Source organism: Campylobacter sp. 2352 PW (assembly GCF_024723575.1).
In the GTDB taxonomy this organism is placed as follows: domain Bacteria; phylum Campylobacterota; class Campylobacteria; order Campylobacterales; family Campylobacteraceae; genus Campylobacter_D.
The window spans coordinates 79,000-99,207 of record NZ_JANQCX010000002.1; the positions used below are offsets into that span (position 1 = coordinate 79,000).

The 20,208-nt window shown below is 29.4% G+C and carries 20 protein-coding genes and 3 tRNA genes; 5 read left to right on the forward strand and 18 right to left on the reverse strand.

Annotated features, from left to right (window positions below; genetic code table 11):
• Positions 1-7: 7 nt before the first annotated feature.
• Positions 8-82, reverse strand: a tRNA-Gln gene (locus CAMP5121_RS01575).
• A gap of 111 nt (positions 83-193) precedes the next feature.
• Here CAMP5121_RS01575 and CAMP5121_RS01580 point away from each other — a divergent pair.
• A complete protein-coding gene (locus CAMP5121_RS01580) occupies positions 194-1,216 on the forward strand; it encodes a bifunctional 3,4-dihydroxy-2-butanone 4-phosphate synthase/GTP cyclohydrolase II (protein ID WP_337214617.1) in 1,023 nt (340 codons plus the stop codon).
• On the opposite strand, the gene CAMP5121_RS01585 is transcribed toward CAMP5121_RS01580, so the two are convergent.
• Genes CAMP5121_RS01585 through CAMP5121_RS01605 form a run of 5 tightly spaced genes read right to left on the reverse strand, consistent with a single transcriptional unit; the run spans position 1,206 to position 6,573 of the window.
• Entirely contained in the window at positions 1,206-2,156 is a 951-nt protein-coding gene (locus CAMP5121_RS01585; protein ID WP_337214656.1) for an SAM-dependent methyltransferase, read from the reverse strand. The genes CAMP5121_RS01580 and CAMP5121_RS01585 overlap by 11 nt on opposite strands.
• A 2-nt stretch (positions 2,157-2,158) precedes the next feature.
• Complete coding sequence (locus tag CAMP5121_RS01590) at positions 2,159-2,965, reverse strand: M23 family metallopeptidase (protein ID WP_337214618.1); 807 nt, start codon at positions 2,963-2,965, stop codon at positions 2,159-2,161.
• Positions 2,962-4,956 (reverse strand): glycine--tRNA ligase subunit beta, encoded by a 1,995-nt coding sequence (glyS, locus tag CAMP5121_RS01595; RefSeq protein WP_337214619.1) that lies wholly within the window; start codon positions 4,954-4,956, stop codon positions 2,962-2,964. The genes CAMP5121_RS01590 and glyS overlap by 4 nt, the downstream gene beginning before the upstream one ends.
• A 34-nt stretch (positions 4,957-4,990) precedes the next feature.
• Entirely contained in the window at positions 4,991-5,131 is a 141-nt protein-coding gene (locus tag CAMP5121_RS01600; RefSeq protein ID WP_263678966.1) for a hypothetical protein, read from the reverse strand.
• On the reverse strand, positions 5,131-6,573 hold the full coding sequence (locus tag CAMP5121_RS01605) for an alanine/glycine:cation symporter family protein (RefSeq protein WP_214100050.1): 1,443 nt from the start codon (positions 6,571-6,573) through the stop codon (positions 5,131-5,133). Before CAMP5121_RS01605 ends, CAMP5121_RS01600 begins: the two co-directional genes overlap by 1 nt.
• A 223-nt stretch (positions 6,574-6,796) precedes the next feature.
• On the opposite strand from CAMP5121_RS01605, the gene CAMP5121_RS01610 reads away from it, so the two are divergent.
• Both CAMP5121_RS01610 and CAMP5121_RS01615 read left to right on the forward strand, forming a co-directional pair.
• Positions 6,797-7,549 carry an amino acid ABC transporter permease gene (locus tag CAMP5121_RS01610; protein WP_263682985.1) on the forward strand — a complete coding sequence of 251 codons (753 nt, stop codon included), beginning with the start codon at positions 6,797-6,799 and terminating at the stop codon, positions 7,547-7,549.
• Positions 7,542-8,270, forward strand: a complete 729-nt coding sequence (locus CAMP5121_RS01615) for an amino acid ABC transporter ATP-binding protein (RefSeq protein ID WP_263702776.1) — start codon at positions 7,542-7,544, stop codon at positions 8,268-8,270. Before CAMP5121_RS01610 ends, CAMP5121_RS01615 begins: the two co-directional genes overlap by 8 nt.
• Here the strand turns inward: CAMP5121_RS01615 and CAMP5121_RS01620 are convergent.
• From CAMP5121_RS01620 to CAMP5121_RS01635, 4 genes are all read right to left on the reverse strand, one after another.
• Positions 8,267-8,734, reverse strand: coding sequence for a tRNA (cytidine(34)-2'-O)-methyltransferase (locus tag CAMP5121_RS01620; RefSeq protein ID WP_263678963.1), 468 nt, complete (start codon positions 8,732-8,734; stop codon positions 8,267-8,269). The two genes, CAMP5121_RS01615 and CAMP5121_RS01620, sit on opposite strands and share 4 nt — an antisense overlap.
• Before the next feature lie 13 nt (positions 8,735-8,747).
• A tRNA-Arg gene (locus CAMP5121_RS01625) sits at positions 8,748-8,824 on the reverse strand.
• Positions 8,825-8,866: 42 nt separating this feature from the next.
• Positions 8,867-9,883, reverse strand: a complete 1,017-nt coding sequence (locus CAMP5121_RS01630; RefSeq protein WP_337214620.1) for a fla regulon two-component system sensor histidine kinase FlgS — start codon at positions 9,881-9,883, stop codon at positions 8,867-8,869.
• Positions 9,884-9,885: 2 nt separating this feature from the next.
• Entirely contained in the window at positions 9,886-10,737 is an 852-nt protein-coding gene (locus tag CAMP5121_RS01635; RefSeq protein WP_337214621.1) for a DUF234 domain-containing protein, read from the reverse strand.
• A gap of 57 nt (positions 10,738-10,794) precedes the next feature.
• On the opposite strand from CAMP5121_RS01635, the gene CAMP5121_RS01640 reads away from it, so the two are divergent.
• The gene (locus tag CAMP5121_RS01640) at positions 10,795-12,060 is read left to right on the forward strand and encodes an aminotransferase class V-fold PLP-dependent enzyme (protein WP_337214622.1); all 1,266 of its coding nucleotides are present in this window, start codon (positions 10,795-10,797) and stop codon (positions 12,058-12,060) included.
• Here CAMP5121_RS01640 and CAMP5121_RS01645 read toward each other — a convergent pair whose 3' ends face one another.
• From CAMP5121_RS01645 to CAMP5121_RS01670, 6 genes are all read right to left on the reverse strand, one after another.
• Entirely contained in the window at positions 12,061-12,819 is a 759-nt protein-coding gene (locus CAMP5121_RS01645) for a basic amino acid ABC transporter substrate-binding protein (RefSeq protein ID WP_263663955.1), read from the reverse strand.
• A 192-nt stretch (positions 12,820-13,011) separates the two neighbouring features.
• Positions 13,012-14,175: a putative lipid II flippase FtsW gene (ftsW, locus tag CAMP5121_RS01650; RefSeq protein ID WP_257397039.1), complete on the reverse strand. Its 1,164-nt coding sequence runs from the start codon at positions 14,173-14,175 to the stop codon at positions 13,012-13,014.
• A 70-nt stretch (positions 14,176-14,245) separates the two neighbouring features.
• Positions 14,246-15,052 carry an adenylosuccinate lyase gene (locus CAMP5121_RS01655; protein WP_039617961.1) on the reverse strand — a complete coding sequence of 269 codons (807 nt, stop codon included), beginning with the start codon at positions 15,050-15,052 and terminating at the stop codon, positions 14,246-14,248.
• Between the two features lie 18 nt (positions 15,053-15,070).
• Positions 15,071-15,790 carry an arginyltransferase gene (locus CAMP5121_RS01660; RefSeq protein WP_337214623.1) on the reverse strand — a complete coding sequence of 240 codons (720 nt, stop codon included), beginning with the start codon at positions 15,788-15,790 and terminating at the stop codon, positions 15,071-15,073.
• On the reverse strand, positions 15,790-16,050 hold the full coding sequence (locus tag CAMP5121_RS01665; protein ID WP_263678907.1) for a hypothetical protein: 261 nt from the start codon (positions 16,048-16,050) through the stop codon (positions 15,790-15,792). Before CAMP5121_RS01665 ends, CAMP5121_RS01660 begins: the two co-directional genes overlap by 1 nt.
• Positions 16,047-17,489: an acetyl-CoA carboxylase subunit A gene (locus tag CAMP5121_RS01670; RefSeq protein ID WP_039668233.1), complete on the reverse strand. Its 1,443-nt coding sequence runs from the start codon at positions 17,487-17,489 to the stop codon at positions 16,047-16,049. Before CAMP5121_RS01670 ends, CAMP5121_RS01665 begins: the two co-directional genes overlap by 4 nt.
• A 120-nt stretch (positions 17,490-17,609) precedes the next feature.
• Between CAMP5121_RS01670 and CAMP5121_RS01675 the strand changes: the two genes are divergently transcribed.
• A tRNA-Arg gene (locus CAMP5121_RS01675) sits at positions 17,610-17,686 on the forward strand.
• 6 nt (positions 17,687-17,692) lie between these two features.
• Here the strand turns inward: CAMP5121_RS01675 and tgt are convergent.
• Both tgt and CAMP5121_RS01685 read right to left on the reverse strand, forming a co-directional pair.
• Positions 17,693-18,811, reverse strand: coding sequence for a tRNA guanosine(34) transglycosylase Tgt (gene tgt, locus CAMP5121_RS01680; protein ID WP_337214624.1), 1,119 nt, complete (start codon positions 18,809-18,811; stop codon positions 17,693-17,695).
• An 89-nt stretch (positions 18,812-18,900) separates the two neighbouring features.
• On the reverse strand, positions 18,901-20,067 hold the full coding sequence (locus CAMP5121_RS01685) for a pyridoxal phosphate-dependent aminotransferase (protein ID WP_263707064.1): 1,167 nt from the start codon (positions 20,065-20,067) through the stop codon (positions 18,901-18,903).
• Positions 20,068-20,208 lie beyond the last annotated feature (141 nt).

Consider the following 20,208-nt stretch of genomic DNA (forward strand, 5'->3'; position numbering starts at 1 on the left):
TATGAAGTGGATGGGGTAAAGGGATTCGAACCCCTGAATGACAGGACCAAAACCTGTTGCCTTACCGCTTGGCGATACCCCAATAAATGAAGTAATTTTTAAATTAAAAGTGGTATTATATATTATTTTTTACATAATGTCAAGAAAAATGTTATATAATTTCTTAAAAAAAATAGAAAAAAGGAGATTATTAGTGGGATATATTAGTGTAGAACAAGCTATAAAAGAACTTCAAGATGGCAAAATGCTAGTTATGGTAGATGCAGAAGATAGAGAAAATGAGGGAGATTTGATTTTCCCTGCACAATTTAGCTCACAAGAAAAAGTAAATTTTGCCATTACTCATGCAAGAGGTGTGGTGTGCGTAGCATTGAGTGAGAATTTGGCTAAAAAATTTGAACTACCTTTAATGGTGCCTAAAAATACATCAAATCACGAAACAGCTTTTACCATCACTGTCGATGCAAAAAATGCAACAACAGGAGTAAGTGCTTATGAAAGGGATATGACTATACAAATTTTTGCTGATGATAATGCAAAGGCAAGTGATTTTGTGCGTCCTGGCCATATTAATCCTTTGATAGCAAAAAAAGGTGGGGTTTTAGAAAGAACAGGTCATACAGAAGGAACAGTGGATTTATGTCGCTTGGCAGGATTAAAAGAAGCATGCGTGATATGTGAGATTGTTAAAGATAATGGAGATATGGCTAGAAGAAGCGATTTGCTTGAGTTTTGCAAAAAACACGATATTAATATGATTACTATTTCAGATTTAATCGAGTATCGTTTAAAAAATGAAAGTTTGATTTCTTTAATCAAAGAAGAAGACAGTATTTTAGCGGGTTTTAAAGCTAAAAAAATGACTTTTAAAGATCATAATGAAAATGAACATATAGCTTTTAGCTTTGGCACTTTGAAAGAATGTGAGAATGTTAAATTTTATCTTAGCGGAAGCGACTTTGAACTTCTAACTTCTAATAAATTTAATGAATTATTAAAACAGATTGAGTTTTTAAGCCAAAAAGGTGGTGTAATCATTTTCATGAAAAATGAAAAACAAGAAAACACACAATATAAAAATTACGGCATAGGAGCGCAAATTTTAAGGTATTTAAAAATTTCAAAAATCAAACTTCTAAGTCAAAATACCGATAAAGAATTTATAGGCTTAAAAGGCTTTGGACTTGATATTACAAGTAGTGATTTTAAAGCTTAAATTCTAAAAACTTAAACTTATCACCAAAGTTAAACATCAAATTTTTACTTTGGCTGATAAAGTTTTTATAAATTTGAGAGTTAGTATTTTTAGCGTGCTCGATAATTTCTTCTAAGCCAAAGTCAATTAAAGCTTGATTTTGATTTTTATATTCTAACACTTCAAAGCCCTCTTCTTTTAAAACTTGTAAAAAATGATCAAAATTTACATTATATGTAATATCGCTTTTAGCAAAAAAATCTTTTAAATTCTCTTCAAAAAGATTATACACTTGGTGATTTTTATACATTCTAATACTAATTTTTTCTTCTTTTTTTGCATAATCAAAACATGCAAAAGTTAATTTTTCACAAGTTTGTTTTAATTTGGATAAAAAAGGTTTATAAGAGATACAAAGCTCACTATTAGTGATAGCATATTTTTCACATTCTTTTAAAAGATCTTCATTCATAGACTTAAAAACAATATTTAAATCATCATCAACATATGCCATTGTTTTATCTTTTATAAGTTCACATGCAAAACAATCAAATAATTCATTAGCATAAAAAAAGGCATTTTTAAAATGACATTCTTCTAAAGAATTATAAATTTTTACATCCAAATCATACTCATCAAAAAGTTTTTTTTGAACACATCTTAACTTTTCATGTGGCTCTATAATAAAACATTCAATCTGCTCTAAAACATCAGCTCTAAGAGTGTATAAAGCTTGTATAAAATCAAGCATTAAATGCCCTTCATTTACCCCTATTTCCACAACTTCAACCGGTAAAGTTAGTTTTTTATCATCTATAAGTTTTAAAAAATGATTAGCTAAGAGTACTCCAAAAAGATTTCCCACACTAACTGCAGTATAAAAATCTCCATTTTTGCCAACACTCACAACTTGGGAGTAATATTTATCAATCCAATTTTGAAAAAATTCACTAAAAGCTATCATTATAAAGCATTAAATTTAGCTATAAAATCAAGCGGATCAACTTGCACACCATTGACTAAAATTCCAAAATGCAAATGTGGCCCTGTAACCCTACCACTAGCTCCACTCAAACCTATAAGCTCGCCTTTTTTTACCTTTTGTCCTACTTTTACATTAAGTTTTGATAGATGATAATACTGAGAATAAATCCCATATCCATGGTCAATCACCACTGAATTTCCTGCATAGTAACGATCTGAAGCAATCCTTACAATACCATCATTACTTGCATAAATTTTTGTCCCACTTGCTGCTCTAAAATCAGTTCCGCTATGATAACTTTTAAGAGTATCATTAAACAATCTTGCTTTGCCAAAATCACTTGTAATTTTACTTTCTAAAGGGTATGTAAAATTGCCTTCAAATAAAGCTGTGTTAGTATAAGTATTATAAACCTTAATAGCTTCTTGATATTCTTTGCTAATGCGATCAAGTGTTTCTTTAAGTGGATTGACCTTAGAAGCACTAACTTTTAAAAATTCTTTTTTATAGTTTCCTTCGCTAAATTTTATGTTAATTTCTTCTTTGGAATAATCTTTAAATTCAGCTATTAATTTTCTATCTTTGGGGTTTTTATAAGGCATAGCTATACTAACAATAACTTTATTTTTATACTCAAAAAAAGGAAGTTTTTTAGAATTTGAACTAACTTGTAAAAAATTACTTTTATCAAATTCTAAAAAAACTACTTGCCCTTTTACAAGCTCAATCTCTCTAGCTTCTAATGCAAACACCAAAAAGCAAAGCAAAAAAAGAATTTTTCTCATATACTAAGCTCTTTAATATCAGCTATTTTTAAAAACTCACGATAAATTGCACATACCAAAGCTTGACGATTGTTTTTAATATTTTCATCTTTGTCATTAATCATTACTTTATCAAAAAAAGCATCAATTTGCGGTTTGAGTGCAAAAAGGCTTTCTAAAAGCTCTTGAGTATTATTTTCTTTTGTTTTACACTGCATAAAAGCTTGATATAAATCTTTTTCTTCTTGAGTGTTAAACAAATTTTCATTAACTTGAGCTTCACTCAATACTGCAATATTTGCTAAACGCTTAAAAGTAGCAAAATTTTGACTAAAATCTGCCTTATTTGCGCTTTGAATCAAAGCTTTCATACAAGAATCAATATAAATAACATCATAAGTTTTAGAGCTAAGCACAGCTTTAACAAAAGAAGCATTTACTTCATAAAAAGTATATAAACGCTCTAAGATAAAATCTAATAAAATTTTCAAATCAAAGCTTTTATACTCACCAGCTATTGCTTCTAAAAATATCTTAAGATCAAAATTTTTATTTAAAGCTAAAATAATTTTTAAAACACCATTTGCTGCTCTTCTTAAAGCGTAAGGATCTTTTGTGCCGCTTGGGATTTTCCCCATTGAAAAAAGCCCCATAAGTGTATCAAATTTATAAGCTAAAGCTACAATAGAACTAAATTCATTACTTGGCATAGCTGAATTATCGCCATTTGGAAGGTATTGTTCTTTAATCGCCAAAGCAAGCTCATCGCTCATACCCATAGCTTTAGCATAATAAGATCCCATAATGCCTTGAAGATCAGTAAATTCATACACCATTTGAGTGCTTAGATCAGCTTTTGAGTATTCTATGGCTTTTAAAATTTCATCTTTTTGAGTATTAACAAAAACCTCACAAAGCTTAGCGGCGATTTTTTGCTCTCTGATGATTTTATCTTTTAAGGTTCCAAGCCCTTCAAGATAGACCATTTGGCTTATTTTATCATTATTTAAGCCATGCGCTAAGTCATTTTTCCAAAAAAACATCGCATCACTTAATCTTGCCCTTAAAACCCTTTCATTCCCATTAATGATTTTAGAATAATCTTTACAAACTGCATTAGAAACTACAATAAAATGATTGCTTAAAGCATTGTTTTTAAATACTGCAAAATAGCGTTGGTTTTCTCTCATGGAAGTGATGATTACCTCACTTGGGATTTCTAAATACTCTTTTTCAAAATGCCCTAATAATGCCTTTGGATACTCTGTGATAGCTACAACCTCAGCTAAAAGCTCATCATCTTCTGCAATAATAATATCATTTTCTTTTTCAAGCGTCTTTAACTGTTTAATGATAAGCTTTTTTCTTTGTTCTTGATCTAAAATAATATAATTTTGCTCTAAAGCTTTAAAATACTCATCAATATTCGCAAAAGCTATCAAATCATAACTAACACTTCTATGTACAAAAGTACTTTTTGCACTTTTAACACCATAGCTTTCAAATTCAATCAACTCATCATTTAATACACAACAAAGCGAGCGAATAGCTCTAATAAATTCAAAACTACCATCACCCCATCTCATAGTTTTACCAAAGCTCAAGTTTTTTAAGAAAGCTTCGATCATTTGAGCTAAAACCGCTTTACTCTGTAAGCCTTGCACTTGTTTTTGACAATACAAGACTTCTTTACCTTTAATTTCTTTAAATTCAAGCTCTTCTTCTTTTAAACCACTTTTTTCTAAAAAACTAAGCCCTGCTTGAGTAAGCTTTCCATCTTTATAAGCTATCGCCCTAGGTGCGCCTATAAATTCCACAAAAGAATCATCTTGTTTTTCTTTAAAATTTTCATGGATAAAAACCAATCTTCTAGGAGTATAGAAAAATTTAAATTCAGATTCTAAATGATACTCTTGTAAAATCTTTTCCCATTTTTTAGCAATATTTGGAAGTTCTTTTAATAAAGGAATAGCAGGAAGCTCTTCTGTGCCTATTTCTATTAACAATTTCATTTTACACTCTTTTTTAAAAATTTTTTAGTGTATTTTACCTATTTTTTTTAAAATCTTTCTTTGTTTTTAATTTTTCTTCTCTTTGTTTGGCTTTTTCTTGCATTTGGCGGTTAAAGCCAAACACAAGAAAAACCGTAAAAGCTATAAACAAAGCAATAATAATATAATCTATCATTAGTCCCAACACTCTGCGTTTTTAATACCAAGCTTTGAAGCGCTAAACACTGGATCCCTACCTTGTCTTTTTTGCTCACTAAAGTCTTTTAATACCTTTTTCACTATACCACCAAGCAATAAAATGGAAATGATATTAATCGTAGCCATAAACGCCATAGTAGTATCAGCTAAATCCCACGCAAATTTTAAATCCATATTTGCACCAATAAAGATCATAAGCACAGCACTTGCTTTAAAAAGATTAATAATAATAGGATTTTGAGTAAGGTATTTAATATTTGCCTGAGCATAATAATAATTTCCTATCAAAGAAGTAATAGCAAATAAAACTATACTAACAGTAGTAAAATGTACACCTAAATTTCCATAATATTCTTTCATAGATTCTTGCACCAAAGGCAGTGCTGTTAAAATAGGCTTACCATCTACGCCGATATTATTTGCATAAGCAAGTGAAAATAACACTAAAAATCCTGAACTTGTACAAATAATCACATCAATTAATACAGAAAATGCTTGAATAACTCCTTGTTTTGCAGGGTGAGTTGTAAGAGCTGAAGCTGCTGCATTTGGCGCTGAACCCATGCCTGCTTCATTAGAAAATAATCCTCTTTTTATACCTATAACCAAAGCAGAACCTGCAAATCCACCAAAAATAGCTTCAAAATCAAAAGCACTTTTAAAAATCATAGAAAACACTTCAGGAATTTTATCAAAATTCATAAACATTGCTATGATAGATAAACCAACATAAATCATCGCCATAATAGGAACTATAACTGAGCTTACTTTACCTATTTTAGTATGATCACCAAAAAACATATAAGCAGCAAAAACAGCTAAAATTGCTCCTATTACAATAGGCCACCAGCTTTGAGCAAAGCTTACTTCACTAGCATCAACCATGCCTTTATAGTAAAACTCAAATGCTGAAGTCATAGTTTGACTTTGAAGACCATTAAATCCATAAGCATAAGTAATGATTAAAATCACCGCAAAAACAGCTCCAAGCCATTTTAAATTTAAAGCTTTACTAATATAATAAGCAGGGCCACCTTTAAAACTTTTACCATCACGGCTTTTATAAACTTGTGCTAAAGTACTTTCTGCAAAAGCTGAGGCACCACCAAAAAACGCCATAGCCCACATCCAAAATAAAGCACCTGGTCCACCCAAAACAACTGCTACTGCGATACCTGCGATATTTCCTATACCAACTCTTGAAGCTGTTGAAATCATCAAGGCTTGAAAAGGAGTAATATGGTGTTTTTCATGCTTTTCTTGCTTTTCTGTTAAGATATCAAACACATAAGGAAGCATTCGAAATTGCACAAAACCAGTCAAATAACTATAATAAAACCCCGTGACAATAAGTAAAATTACTAAAATAGAATAATACTGATTATTCACAAAGGCAACAAATTGGGATATTAAATCCATATTTATCTCCTTTTTTATAAATTTTCAAATACAAATTTATCATAAAAAAATGAATTTGTTATAAAAAAATATAATTTTAGGTTAAATTTATTTTATTTTTTATAGCTATGTGAAATTTTAACTCAAAATGTTAACAACAACATCACATAAAAACACCTTTAAGTAAAAAGAAAACTTAATTTTTATACACTTAGATTTTTAAAAATTTATCAAGGTGTGCAAGTTGAAACAAAATACGATGAAACTTTTTGTATTTTTTGCCATTATTATTTTTTGGGCTTATTTCTCATTTCCTATTGAAATTTTACAAGTCAAAGATCAAAATGGTTTAGCCACAGGTGAATATGCTTATACCATAGAAGCTAAAGCTTATGTTCATAGTTATTTCACAACACTTGGTTTAACAGTGGGTGGGATTTTAATAGGAATAGTGTTTGGTTTTTTTCTAGCGTTTTTAAGATTTTTAGAAATCCAAAGTTTAAATTTTATTATAGATGAATACATAGACATCATACGCGGAACCCCTTTACTTTTACAACTTTTGATTTTTTCAGTAGTGATTTTTGCTACTTGGAGTGATAATTTTTATGTGGCTATTATCGCACTTGGACTTAATAGCTCTGCTTATGTAGCTGAAATCGTAAGAAGTGGAATTCAAAGCGTAGACAAAGGACAAATGGAAGCAGCAAGAGCAATGGGGCTTAATTATTCTGCTTCTATGAGACTAATCATCTTCCCGCAGGCAATTAAAAACATTTTACCTTCTTTGATGAATGAATTTATTTCTTTATTTAAAGAAACTTCAATAGTAGGTTATATTAGTGTTATGGATATTACCATGCAAAGTAAAAGCTTGCAAGCAATTTATTATAATCCTAAACCTATTATTTTTACAGGACTTGTATATTATATAAGTGTTAAAATTTTAACACTTATCGCAAGAATTATAGAAGTGAGATTAAATAAACATGATTAAAATAGAAAATTTAATTAAAAAATATGGAGATTTAGAAGTCTTAAAAGATATTAGTGTTGAAGTACATAAAGGCGATATTATTGCTATTATAGGGCCTAGTGGAGGCGGAAAAAGTACTTTTTTACGCTGTTTAAATAAACTTGAAACACCAGATAGTGGTAATATTTATATCAATGATGTGAATATACTTGATAAAAAAGCAGATATCAATAAAATTCGTCAAAAAGTAAGCATGGTATTTCAACATTTTAATCTTTTTAATAATAAAAATGTTTTAGAAAATTTATGTCTAGCGCCAGTACAAACAAAAATCATGAGTAAAGACGAAGCAGTAAAAAAAGCACGAGAACTACTCAAAAAAGTTGGCTTAAGTGATAAAGAAAGCTATTTTCCTCACAAACTCTCAGGCGGACAAAAACAGCGTATTGCTATAGCAAGGTCATTAATGATGAATCCTGATGTGATTTTATTTGATGAACCAACTTCAGCTTTAGATCCTGAAATGATAGGTGAAGTTTTAAACATCATGAAAGAAGTAGCTAAAGAAGGTCTAACCATGCTTGTAGTTACACATGAAATGGGATTTGCAAGAAATGTAGCTAATCGAATTTTCTTTATGGATAAAGGCATTATAGCAGTAGATGAATATCCTAAAATAGCATTTGAAAACCCAAAAAATGAAAGATTGAAAGAATTTTTAAATCAAGTTTTAAATCATTAAAATTTTTCAAAAGAGGCAAAATTTTGCCTCAAAGCCTCATAACTCACTATACCTACACTTGTAGCTAAATTTAAACTTCTACCACAATCTTTCATCGGTATAGTAATGGCATTTTCCCATTTTTTTTGCATTAAATCCATAGGCAAGCCAAAACTTTCACTTCCAAAAAACAAAAAATCGCCTTTTTGATAATTTACGTCAAAATAAGCTTGAGTAGTTTTAGTTGTCGCAAAGAAAAATCTATCTTGAAATTTTTCATATTCTTTTAAAAAATCTTCTAAATTATTCCATAATAAAGGATTTAATTTTTTCCAATAATCAAGCCCTGCTCTTTTAACTGCCTTTTCATCGATACTAAAAAGTGGATTGATAATATGTAAAGTAAATCCTGCATTAAAACACATTCTACCTATACTTCCTGTATTTTGTGGTATACGAGGCTCAACCAAGACTATATGAAACATCTTTTTCCTTAAATGGTGCCCCCAGCAAGGTTTGAACTTGCGGCCTCAGAATTAGGAATTCTGCGCTCTATCCAGCTGAGCTATGAGGACAAATATTTTTATTATTTTAAGAAAAAATTTATTTTATAGAGCTTAAATTTTAAGCTCTATAAAAAAACATTTTGGATTTTCATTAAAACCTAAAATTCCATTATGTGCATCAATAATTTGTTTTGACAAAGAAAGCCCTAGACCATTGCCTTTTAACTTAGTTGTTTTAAAAGCTTCAAAAACCATTTTTTTATCTTTGATACTTACCCCGTTATCATAAACTTTGATAAAGATTTTATCTTCTTTTTGCTCACATTTAACTTTTATACAACCATCATCATTTTCACTTTCTTCAATAGCATCTATGGCATTATAAAGCAAATTTTGCAAAACCAAAGCAAGCAAAGATTTATCTGCGTTGATTTTTAAATCTAAAAATTCAAATGTAAAATCAATATTAGCTAGATAATTATAAGCTCCAATAGCTTGTTCGCATTCATCTTGTAATTCTTTTAAATTAAATTCATTTAAATTAACATACACTCCTTTTGTAAAAAGCAAAGTAGAATTTACAATACGCTCCACCCTAGAAATAGCTTTTTGAATTTCTAATACTATATGCTTATTTTTTAACTCACTTCTTTCAAACAAAGTTGAACTTAACAATGAAATAGAACCGATAGGATTGCGTATTTCATGTGCTAGGTGTGCTGCTACTGTACCCATACTGGCTAATCTTTCATTCCTTTTTTCATCGCTAATATCAGTGGCGCTAACTATAAGCTTATCCGCATGAGAGGTGACTTTTATTAAATAAAATTTATGATCAAACTCAAGCTCATAATGAGTTTTTTCAAGATCAATTTTTTCTAAAAGTTTTGGTTGTTGATTAGCTAAGTTATTTTGAAGTGTTATCTTTTTATTAGTATCTAAAACCCACAAAGCCATTGGTAAAACTTCTATAATATCACTTACCATTTGTCTTAACGCAGTGTAGTTTTTATTAAGTTGCTTATATTCATTTTCTATAACATAGGTTTGCTCTATTAAGGCTTTTAGCCCTTGTTGTAAATTTTCTTTTTCACTAGAATCTAAACTTTTTAAAATATTCTCATCCACACTTAATCCTTAATTAAAAATTGAAAATCTTCTAAAGTATATAAAAGCAAATTACGCTCCTTATTTAGAATAAGCTCTTTACTAAAGCCACTCTTTGAAAAAAGCACATATAAATTAGGTTGAATTTGCAACTGTTTTGCTTTGTTTTTTAAGGTATTTAAAATATTTTTACATATTTTTCTTTCTTTAAATTTAACCTCACCTAAAACACAAAAATTTTCTTTTTTATAATAAAGATCTATCTCGCAATAATAATTCCAAAAACTACACACCTGCTCTACCTTAAGCTTTTTAGCTAAAAATTCTTTACACAAAAGCTCAAAAGTAAAGCTTTGATATTTTTCTAAATTTTCTTGGATTATTCCCATTAGCTCGTTGTATCTTTTCATCGTAATTAAGTTTAAATTAGGATATATAAAATAAAAGAAAAATCTCAATCCTTGATTTTTAAAAACAACCTTATCTTGAATGCTATATGAGCGTAATTCTTTTTTAATCTTTTGTCTTTTATTTTTCACAATAGGCTTTTCTTGACTTTTTTCCAAAGTCAAAATATTTTTTTCTAAAAGTTTATTAACAAGTCCTAGAGCTTGAAAATGCGGAATAGATTTATTGATAGAATAGCGTTTTCTATCATTTTTACTTAAAACACTCAAAGCCTTCAAAGCATTATCATCTAAATTTAAATAAGATAAAATATCAAAAGCTTTTAAAATAAAAACATTTAAAATATTATCATATAAACTTAATTTCAAATCAAATTCAAACTCATCAAAAATACTATAAAAATCAAAAATATTTTTAAGCTCCAAAGTTTCACAGCGTTTTGAAAAATCACTAAAATTTATAACCACATCCTTATTTTAAATATTTTGTATGATATAATTTTAACAAATTTTTGGGGGATTTTTTTGAATATTGAAACATTAAAACAAGATATTATTTTAAAAAAAGGCATATATTATTTTGATTTTACAGCTAGCGCTTTAGCATTAAAAAGTATAGAAAAAGAAATAAAAAAAATTCTTACAACTTATGCAAATACACATTCAGATAGCTCTTTAAATTCTTTCATCACACAGCAACATTATGAAAATGCAAGAACAAATTTAAAAAAATACCTTGAATTAGATGATAGCTTTGCTCTTATAGCTTGCGGGAGTGGATCTTCAGCTGCTATTAAAAAATTTCAAGAACTTTTAGGTCTATATATACCCCCGCTTATTAAAGAAAAATACTTTAAAAATACAGATAAAAACACCTTACCTTTAGTTATAGTAGGACCTTATGAACATCATTCTAACGAGCTTTCATTCAGAGAAGCTTTGTGTGAATGCGTTCGCATACCCTTAGATAAAAAAGGCGAGTTAGATTATGCTTTTTTGGAAAAATTGTTAAAAAAATCCAAAAACAGACAAATCATAGCAAGTTTTAACGCTGCTTCAAATGTCACAGGAATTTTAAGTGATTATAAAAAAATCTACTCTCTAATCAAACAATATGATGGCGTAGTTGCTTTTGATATTTCCACCTTAGCTCCTTATGCTAACTTAAATCCTAAATTTTACGATGCAGTGTTTATCAGTTCTCATAAATTACTTGGTGGTGTAGGATCTTGTGGCTTACTTGCTATTAAAAAAAATCTATGTGGTAATACTCCTAGCTTTGCTGCAGGTGGAACCGTAGGCTATGTTTCAAGAACTTCTCAGCAATACTTATGCGAGGTTGAAAATTTAGAAGAAGGTGGCACACCTGGAATTATTCAACTTATTAGAGCAAGTTTAGCTTTTAAAGTACGCAATGAAATAGGTTTAAAAAATATAGAAAAAAAAGAAAAAGAGCTTTGTGAGTATTTTTTAGAACAATGTGCAAATTTTCCAAAAATGATCTTATATGCAAAAAATATCACTCATAGATTGCCTATTTTTGCTTTTAACATAGAAGGAATTTCTCCTTTTGATTTAGCTTACAAACTAAGCAAAACTTATAAGATAGAAACAAGAGCAGGCTGTGCTTGCGCAGGACCTTATGGGCATGATTTACTAAAATTAAAAGATAATCAAGAGCTAAAATTTAAACCAGGTTGGCTAAGAGTGGGTTTTCATTATACACACACAAAAGAAGATATAGAGTATTTTTTTAAAGCCTTGAAAGCAAGTATCAAGGCTTTAAGTTGATTATTGTAAATCGTATTTTTCTACGATTTTTTGGTAAGTACCATCAGCTTTAACTTTTTCTAAACCTGCATTAATTTTTTGAACAAGCTCAGTTTGTTTTCCTTTATCAAAAGCTATGCAAAATCCTGAACTTCCATCATTTTCTTCTAAAAATGCTTCTAACTCTTCATTAGTTTTTAAATAACCTTTACCGATATCTTTATCTGTTAAAACTGCATCAACTTTACCAGCTTTTAAAGCCAAAATTGCAGCTAACATTTCTTCGCTAGCCACCACTTGAGCATTTGGAATAGCCTTAGCAGCACTTTCTTGGATGGTTCCAAGTTGAACACCTATTTTTTTACCTTCCAAACTTTGTTTATCACTAATACTAGAATCTGTTTTTAGTTTTAAATATAAATTTTTAGTATTAAAATAAGTATCACTAAAATCCATACTAGTAAGTCTTTGTGGTGTTGAACTCATAGCAGAAGCTATCATATCAATCTTTCCAGCTTTTAAAGCAGGGATCAAACCATCAAAACTCATGTTTACCCACTCAAGTTTTAAATTTTCTCTTTTTGCAATCTCTTCTAGTAAATCAACATCAAAGCCGGTAATTTTTGCATCTTTAACAAAATCAAAAGGAGGATAATTTGCAGCTATACCTACTTTATAAACTTTTTCACTAGAAGCACTAGCTTGATTTTTATCGCTTGAGCAAGCACCTAAAGCCAATATACCAAATAACGCCAAAACAACATATAATATTTTTTTCATTTCTTTCCTTTGTTAAAAATTAAAAATAAAATTGATAAATGATTATAATGTGTTTAAACGCCTATATTTCTTCATATCCGCCTCCTTGTATAATAAATATAGCATAATTATAGCAGAAAAAAGTTTTTTGTAAAGACTTGATAGCAAATATTTTTTATTTAAGTTATTTTTTATATATTTTAATTAACAAATTTATATTTTTACCTTTTTGCTAATCATTAAAACATAGCCTATTCCAAGACAAATAGACCACATTGAACTACCTCCATAGCTTAAAAGCGGCACAGCAACACCTTTTAATGGAGTCAAGGAAATAATTCCAAAAGCATTCATAAAAAATGAAAACAATAAAAGCAAAGCTACACCCGAACAAAACAAAAAATGAACTTTATTTTCACAACGCCCTGCTATTCTAAAAATTCGAAGTATTACCATCAAATATATAAAACAAATAATACTTAATCCCAATAGTCCTATCTCTTCAGTAATCCCTGATAAGACAAAGTCCGTGTGCACCTCACTTAAAAATCCTAGTTTAAAAGTTCCAAGCCCTAAACCCTCTCCAAAAAATCCACCATGAGCTATAGCATTTAAACTATGTGAAATTTGATAAGGCTCTGAGTTGTGACTTACTCTTAAAACACTTGCTAGCCAATCAGGAAAGAAAGGTAAAAACGCATCTTGGATATTTCCCCACCAAGCAGAAATACGCTGAATTCTTCTTTGATTACTTAAGATTACCAAAACCCCAATCATTCCAACAATAACCACACCAAAAGCAAAAAGTCTTTTACTAGCTCCTGCAAAAAAAGCTAAAGCAAAAACCAAGAAAAAAGAAATAACGCTTTGCCCTAAATCATTTTGTGTCATATAAATATAACCAATAACAAAAGCAGCTAAAATAAAATAAGGAATTAAAATTAAAACTTCATGTTTGATTGCTTTTTTACTATCATCAATTCTTCTTGTATAAGACCAAGCAAGGAAATAAATCAAACCTATTTTAAAAAATTCAACTGGAGAGATAGATAAAGGGCCAAGCCTAATCCACCTTTTAGCACCACCTGCTGCAGTAGCAAGAAAGGTAGGCAGAAAAGGTAAAATAAGTATAAATAAAAAAGAGATGAGTAAAACGCTTATCATCAAATAATGCGCCATTTTACTATCAGGATTTAATCTTGAAACAAAATAAATAATAGCTATACCACTAAGCCCAAAAAAAAGCTGTCTGATAAAAAAGTGAAATTCATTATATTCTAAATAAAGAACAGTAAAAGCACTTAAAGAATATGAAAAAAGTATTCCTATAGTTATAAGAATGCAACTTAAAAAAAATAACTTTCTATCAGCAACCAATATTATTCCCTAAATTTTTATAAAAAATTAATTTTAATAAATTGCAACTTAAAATGATGTTATTTTAACATCAAGTATTATTTTTATATAAAGATTTTAAACTCTCATAAGCAAGCTGAATTTTCTCAAATTCTTCACGGCAATAAGCTTGTTCGATCTTACTTTTACCTTGATGGCGATCAGGATGATAAATTTTAACCAAATTAAGATAATTTTGTCTAATAGTAGCAAAATCATCACTAGAATTACATCCTAGTGTTTGAAAATAATTTTCAAAAAGCTTTGCTAGAGCATTAAATTTCCAATTAGTACTAGCTTTGTTTTTCATTTTATTTCTAAATTCTAAAAGCTGAGTTTCATTAATCGTAAAATCAACACAATATTTCAAATGCTCATTTACACTAGCTAAAATTTCTAAAAGATTTAAAGTATTATCATCTTTGTATTCTACTGAAAAAATACAATTTTTTTCATCATACACGCTTTTATGATCTTTAAAATACTGCTCTAAATACACAGCAAATAATTTTTCATTCGAACTTAGTGTGATTAAAATATTCTTTTGTGCAAAGCCTATTTTAGCAAAGATTACAGGCTTTAAAGTATTTGCTTGAGCAAGATTTAATTTAAAGGTTTTATAATGTGCAAAAGCAAGATTATCAATTTGATTTCCAGTATTTTTTTTATATTTGTGGTTAACAAGTTTTAAAAAATATCTTCTTTGAGGAATTTCATTTTCTACAAAAAAAGACAAAGTTTTATTTTTATTACCTATAACTTTGGAAAAATTTTTACGGATAAGATCTTGAAAATATTTAAACATTAAAAAATCATCAGTATTGACACTAACTGATTCTAAAGTTTGCACTACTTGCATAAAATCCTCTCTATAAACCTAACTCCACAAAAATGCTTGCTCATTTAAAGCACTAGTGTGTTTTAAAATTTCATTTGGACTATAATCGGCTTTATATGCTAAAGATTGACACCCTTTTACAAAATATCCCAAATAAATATATTTTAATTTTTTTAATTGTGCAAGTTTAATTTCTGTTAAAAGTGAGTATTTACCAAGATTTAGATGGGAAAAATCTGGATCATAAAAACAATAAATGCTAGAAATTCCATCTTCTAAAATATCAATCAAATCAACACAAACTAACTTATTGTCTATATAAAAATCAAGCTCATATCCAAAAGTACCAGCATTATCTACATAAAGATTATAATATTTCCTAAAATTTAAATCATAAATTTTCCAATTTCTTTTATCTTTTTGATAATGGTGATATTTTTCATAAAGCAACAAATGCTCATCACTTAAAGAAGGTTTTTGTAAGATTATTTTAGTGGCTGTATTTTTTTTCAAAACCCTGCGATAACTTTTGCTAAAATGAAAATTTTCTACTAAAATACGTAAATTTTGACATTCATTGCAATCATTACATATTGGTCTTGAAAAATACGAACCAAAGCGACGCCAACCTCTTGAAACTAGTTCTTGATTTTGTGTTTTTGTGATAAAAGATATATAATTATACTCATTTCTACAGTACCTATTTTCAAGATAAGGGCATTCTTCTTCTAAAGTACAAAAACCAATAATATTATTCATTAGATCTTTTTAATATCGCTATTTTTTACAAATTCCATAAATTCATTAGCCAAACGCTCTTCTTTTAAAAACATATCTTCAAATTCTTGCTCTTGTTTTTTATCTTCCTTTTGCTTAGCTAAATCTTTTTGTATAGCATCTAAGTCAGTATTTTTCATACTTACTCCACTTTTACTCGCTTTAACCTTTTCTTTTTTTGTTTGACCTTGTTCTTTTTGGAGTGCTTTTTTTATATCTTTTAATTCATCTAAAAAACTCATGATTGTCTACTTTCTTTTATCTTTTGTAAAGTCGCAGCTATTGCAGCAATTACTTCTTCTTTGTTTTCTTGGTGTCTATCTTCTGTTTTTTCTAAAAGCTCTTCCATATGTGTTTCTATAAAAGAAGTATCAAAATACCCTCTTCTAAATTCTCTTATTTTGGTAATTGCAATCAAAAATGGCACAGTTGTTCTAATATCATCAATCACAAATTCTTTCAAAGCCCTCTCGAGTCTATTAACCGCACTATCATAACTTGAACCTTTAACGATTAATTTTGCAAGCAAAGAATCATAATAAGGTGGCACGGTATAGTCTTTATATAAATGACTATCCACTCTTACAGATGGCCCTAAAGCTGGAAAATATTCTGTGATTTTGCCCGGACTTGGAATGAAATTTTTCCATACATTTTCTGCTGTAATCCTAGCTTCTATCGCAAAACCTCTTGGTTTTATATCACTTTGTTCAAGATCTAAAATTTCCCCATTTGCTATACGAATTTGTCTTGTGATAAGATCAATTCCTGTGATTTCTTCTGTGATTGGGTGTTCTACTTGAATTCTTGTATTCATTTCCATAAAATAAAATCTATTATAATCATCAAGTAAAAACTCAACCGTCCCAACATTGGTATAACCCACAGCTTTTGCAGCAGCTACTGCGGTAACTCCTATGGTTTTTCTTAGTTTTTCTGAGATACTTGGACAAGGTGCAATTTCAATAATTTTTTGGTGTCTTCTTTGTATTGAGCAATCTCTTTCACAAAGATGAATGATATTACCATAATTATCTGCTAAAATTTGAAACTCAATATGCCTTGGATTAATAACATATTTTTCCATAAAAACTTCATCATTTTTAAAAAAGCTTAATGCCTCTCTTTTGCACGCTTCAAAAGATTTTTCTAAATCTTCTTCTTTATGTACTACGCGTATACCTCTACCACCACCGCCACCACTGGCTTTTAAAATCACTGGATAACCTATTTTTAAAGCTTGAAGTTTGATTTCTTCTAATGTACAATGATTTAATTTTTCAGTACCTGGAACCACAGGAATTCCATTTTTTTTCATTAAATATCTTGCTATATTTTTATTTCCCATTTTACGGATAACATCTGATTTTGGCCCTATAAAGATAATCCCTGCTTCTTCGCATTCTTTAGCAAACTCATAATTTTCACTTAAAAAGCCATATCCAGGATGTATAGCATCAGCTCCACAAGCTTTAGCAATTTCAACTATTCTTTTGCCATCTAAATACCCTCTTATAGCATCAGTTCCTATTCTATACGCTTCATCAGCAACTTTTACATGTAAACACTCATGATCAGGTTCAGTATAAACAGCAACGCTTTTTATATGTAAATCTCTACAAGCACGGATTACCCTTACTGCAATCTCACCTCTATTAGCTATTAAAATCTTATGTATCATTACTTTGCCTTAAGCTAAAATATTATTCAAAGAAGATTAGCATAAAAATATAAAAATTCTATAAAATTACTTGTTTTTGCTAATTTTAAGAATTTTTTGATAAAATTACTCTTTTATTTTGCGCCCATAGCTCAGCTGGATAGAGCATTTGATTGCGGTTCAAAAGGTCAGAGGTTCGAATCCTCTTGGGCGTACCACTTTACTTACATTCTTTGTCTATAAAATTCCTTTCTAAAATTTTCAAATTCGTCTTTGATAATAGCTTCACGCATTTGCTTTACCAAATTTAGATAATAATGCAAATTATGAATACTTGCAAGTCTAAAAAAGGTTAATTCTTTAGCTTTAAATAAATGATTCAAATAAGCCCTTGAAAAGTTTTTACATGAATAGCAAGAACATTTGCTGTCTATAGGAGCATGATCAGTGATAAATTCTGCTTTTTTGATATTAAATTTTCCAAAGCTAGTAAATAAAGTTCCATTTCTTGCATTTCTTGTTGGCATCACACAATCAAACATATCAACACCTCTTGCTACATTTTCTACTAAATCTTCAGGTGTGCCAACTCCCATTAAATATCTAGGACGATTATTATCTACATAAGGCATCATAGCTTCAACCGTATCATACATAGCCTCATTTTCTTCTCCTACGCTCAATCCACCTATAGCAAGTCCATCAAAATCCATCTCACAAAGTGCTTGAGAACAAATTTTTCTAGCTTCAAAATCAGTACCACCTTGAATAATACCAAAAATATTCTGCCCTACTCCCACACCTTGACTTTGCTTTAGCTTGTGATAATCAATAGCTTCTTTTGCCCATTTTATAGTGCGTTTTAAAGAAAGCTCTATCCTTTCTTTACTTGCAGGCAATGCCACTAAATCATCTAAAATCATCATAATGTCTGAGTTAAAATCATACTGAGCATCTAAAACACTTTGCGGGGTAAAATAATGCAAACTTCCATCAATATGACTTTTAAACTGAATTCCTTTTTCATCAGGTTTTGAATTTTTACTTAAAGAAAAAGCTTGAAAGCCTCCACTATCTGTTAAAAAAGATCCATTAAATTTACTAAAACCATGCAAGCCACCCATTTGTTTAATCACCTTAGATCCTGGTCTTAAATACAAATGATAAGTATTTGCTAAAATGATTTTTGCGTTTAAAATCTCACTCATATCAACAGCATCTAAACTTTTAATCGCAGCCAAAGTTCCAACTGGCATAAAGATGGGAGTTAAAATTTCACTATGTGTAGTTTTTATACGACAAGCTCTAGCATTTGCACTTTTATATTGAACTTCAAATTCCATTGATTTTCCTATATTTTTTGCATAATCATACCAAAGACTTGCTTATAAGTTTTTTTGAAAGAAAGCCTGTTTTTAACAGGCTTAAAAAATTAGTAGTTTTTTACAAATTCAACGATTTTTTCACAACCTTCAATGATATCTTTTTCATTAGTTGCATAAGAAAGTCTAAAATACCCTTCCATACCAAAACCTATGCCTGGTACTAAAGCTACTTTTTGCTCTTCTAATAATCTTTTACAAAATCTCATAGAATCACTATCAACTTCTTTACAAGAGATAAATAAATAAAAAGCTCCTTGTGGAATTTGTTCTAATTTTAACTTATCGCTTTTAGCTAAAATTTCACACGCTAATTCTCTACGCTTTAAAAAGGCTTGTCTCATCATTTCAATATCACTATCTGCTTTTCCAAGTAAGGCTGGTAAAGCTGCATGCTGAATGATTGAACAGATATTTGAAGTGCTTTGTCCTTGTAGTTTTTTAACAGCATTATTAAACTCACTCATTTTACTTGCCATATAACCAAAACGCCATCCTGGCATAGCACCGCATTTACTAAGACCATTAATACTTACAGTTCTATTTAAAGCATCTTCACTCACTTGCGCAAAAGCACAAAATTCTCCATCATAAACTAATTTTTCATAAATCTCATCACTTAAAACTACGATTTTAGTTCCTTCTAAAACCTTAGCTAAAGCAGTAATTTCTTCTTTAGAATATATAGCACCTGTAGGATTTGATGGGGAATTAAACATCAAAACCTTTGTTTTTGGAGTAATAGCTTGTTTTAATTGCTCAGGAGTGATTTTAAAGCCATTTTTTGCTTCACCTTCTATAAATACAGGAGTTGCGCCTGCAAATTTCACCATTTCAGGGTAACTTACCCAATAAGGACTTGGTATAATAACCTCATCACCTTCTTCAACTAAACACTCAATTGCCATAAACAAAGAATGTTTAGCACCAACATTGGTAATGATTTCACTTGCTTTATATTCTAAATTATTATCATTTTTAAATTTATATTGTATAGCTTCTATAACTTCTTTTATACCCACAACAGGTGTATAAGCCCCGCAACCTTTTTCAATAGCTTCAATTGCTGCTTTTTTAATGATTTCTGGAGTATCAAAATCAGGCTCACCTGCTGAAAAACTAATAACTTTTTCACCATTTGCTTTTAAAGTTTTGGCTATATCAGTCATTACTAAAGTTAAGGATTCTCCTAAATTTTGAGATCTTTGACTTAGCATTTTTTATCCTTTATTTTTGCTTTGATTTTTATTTGTGTTAATTGTTACAACTTGGAGCTTAAAAAAATCTACGAATAAAATTAAGAGTGTATATTTTTATAAATTTGTGTAGAAACTATACATTTTCTACACATAAAAATT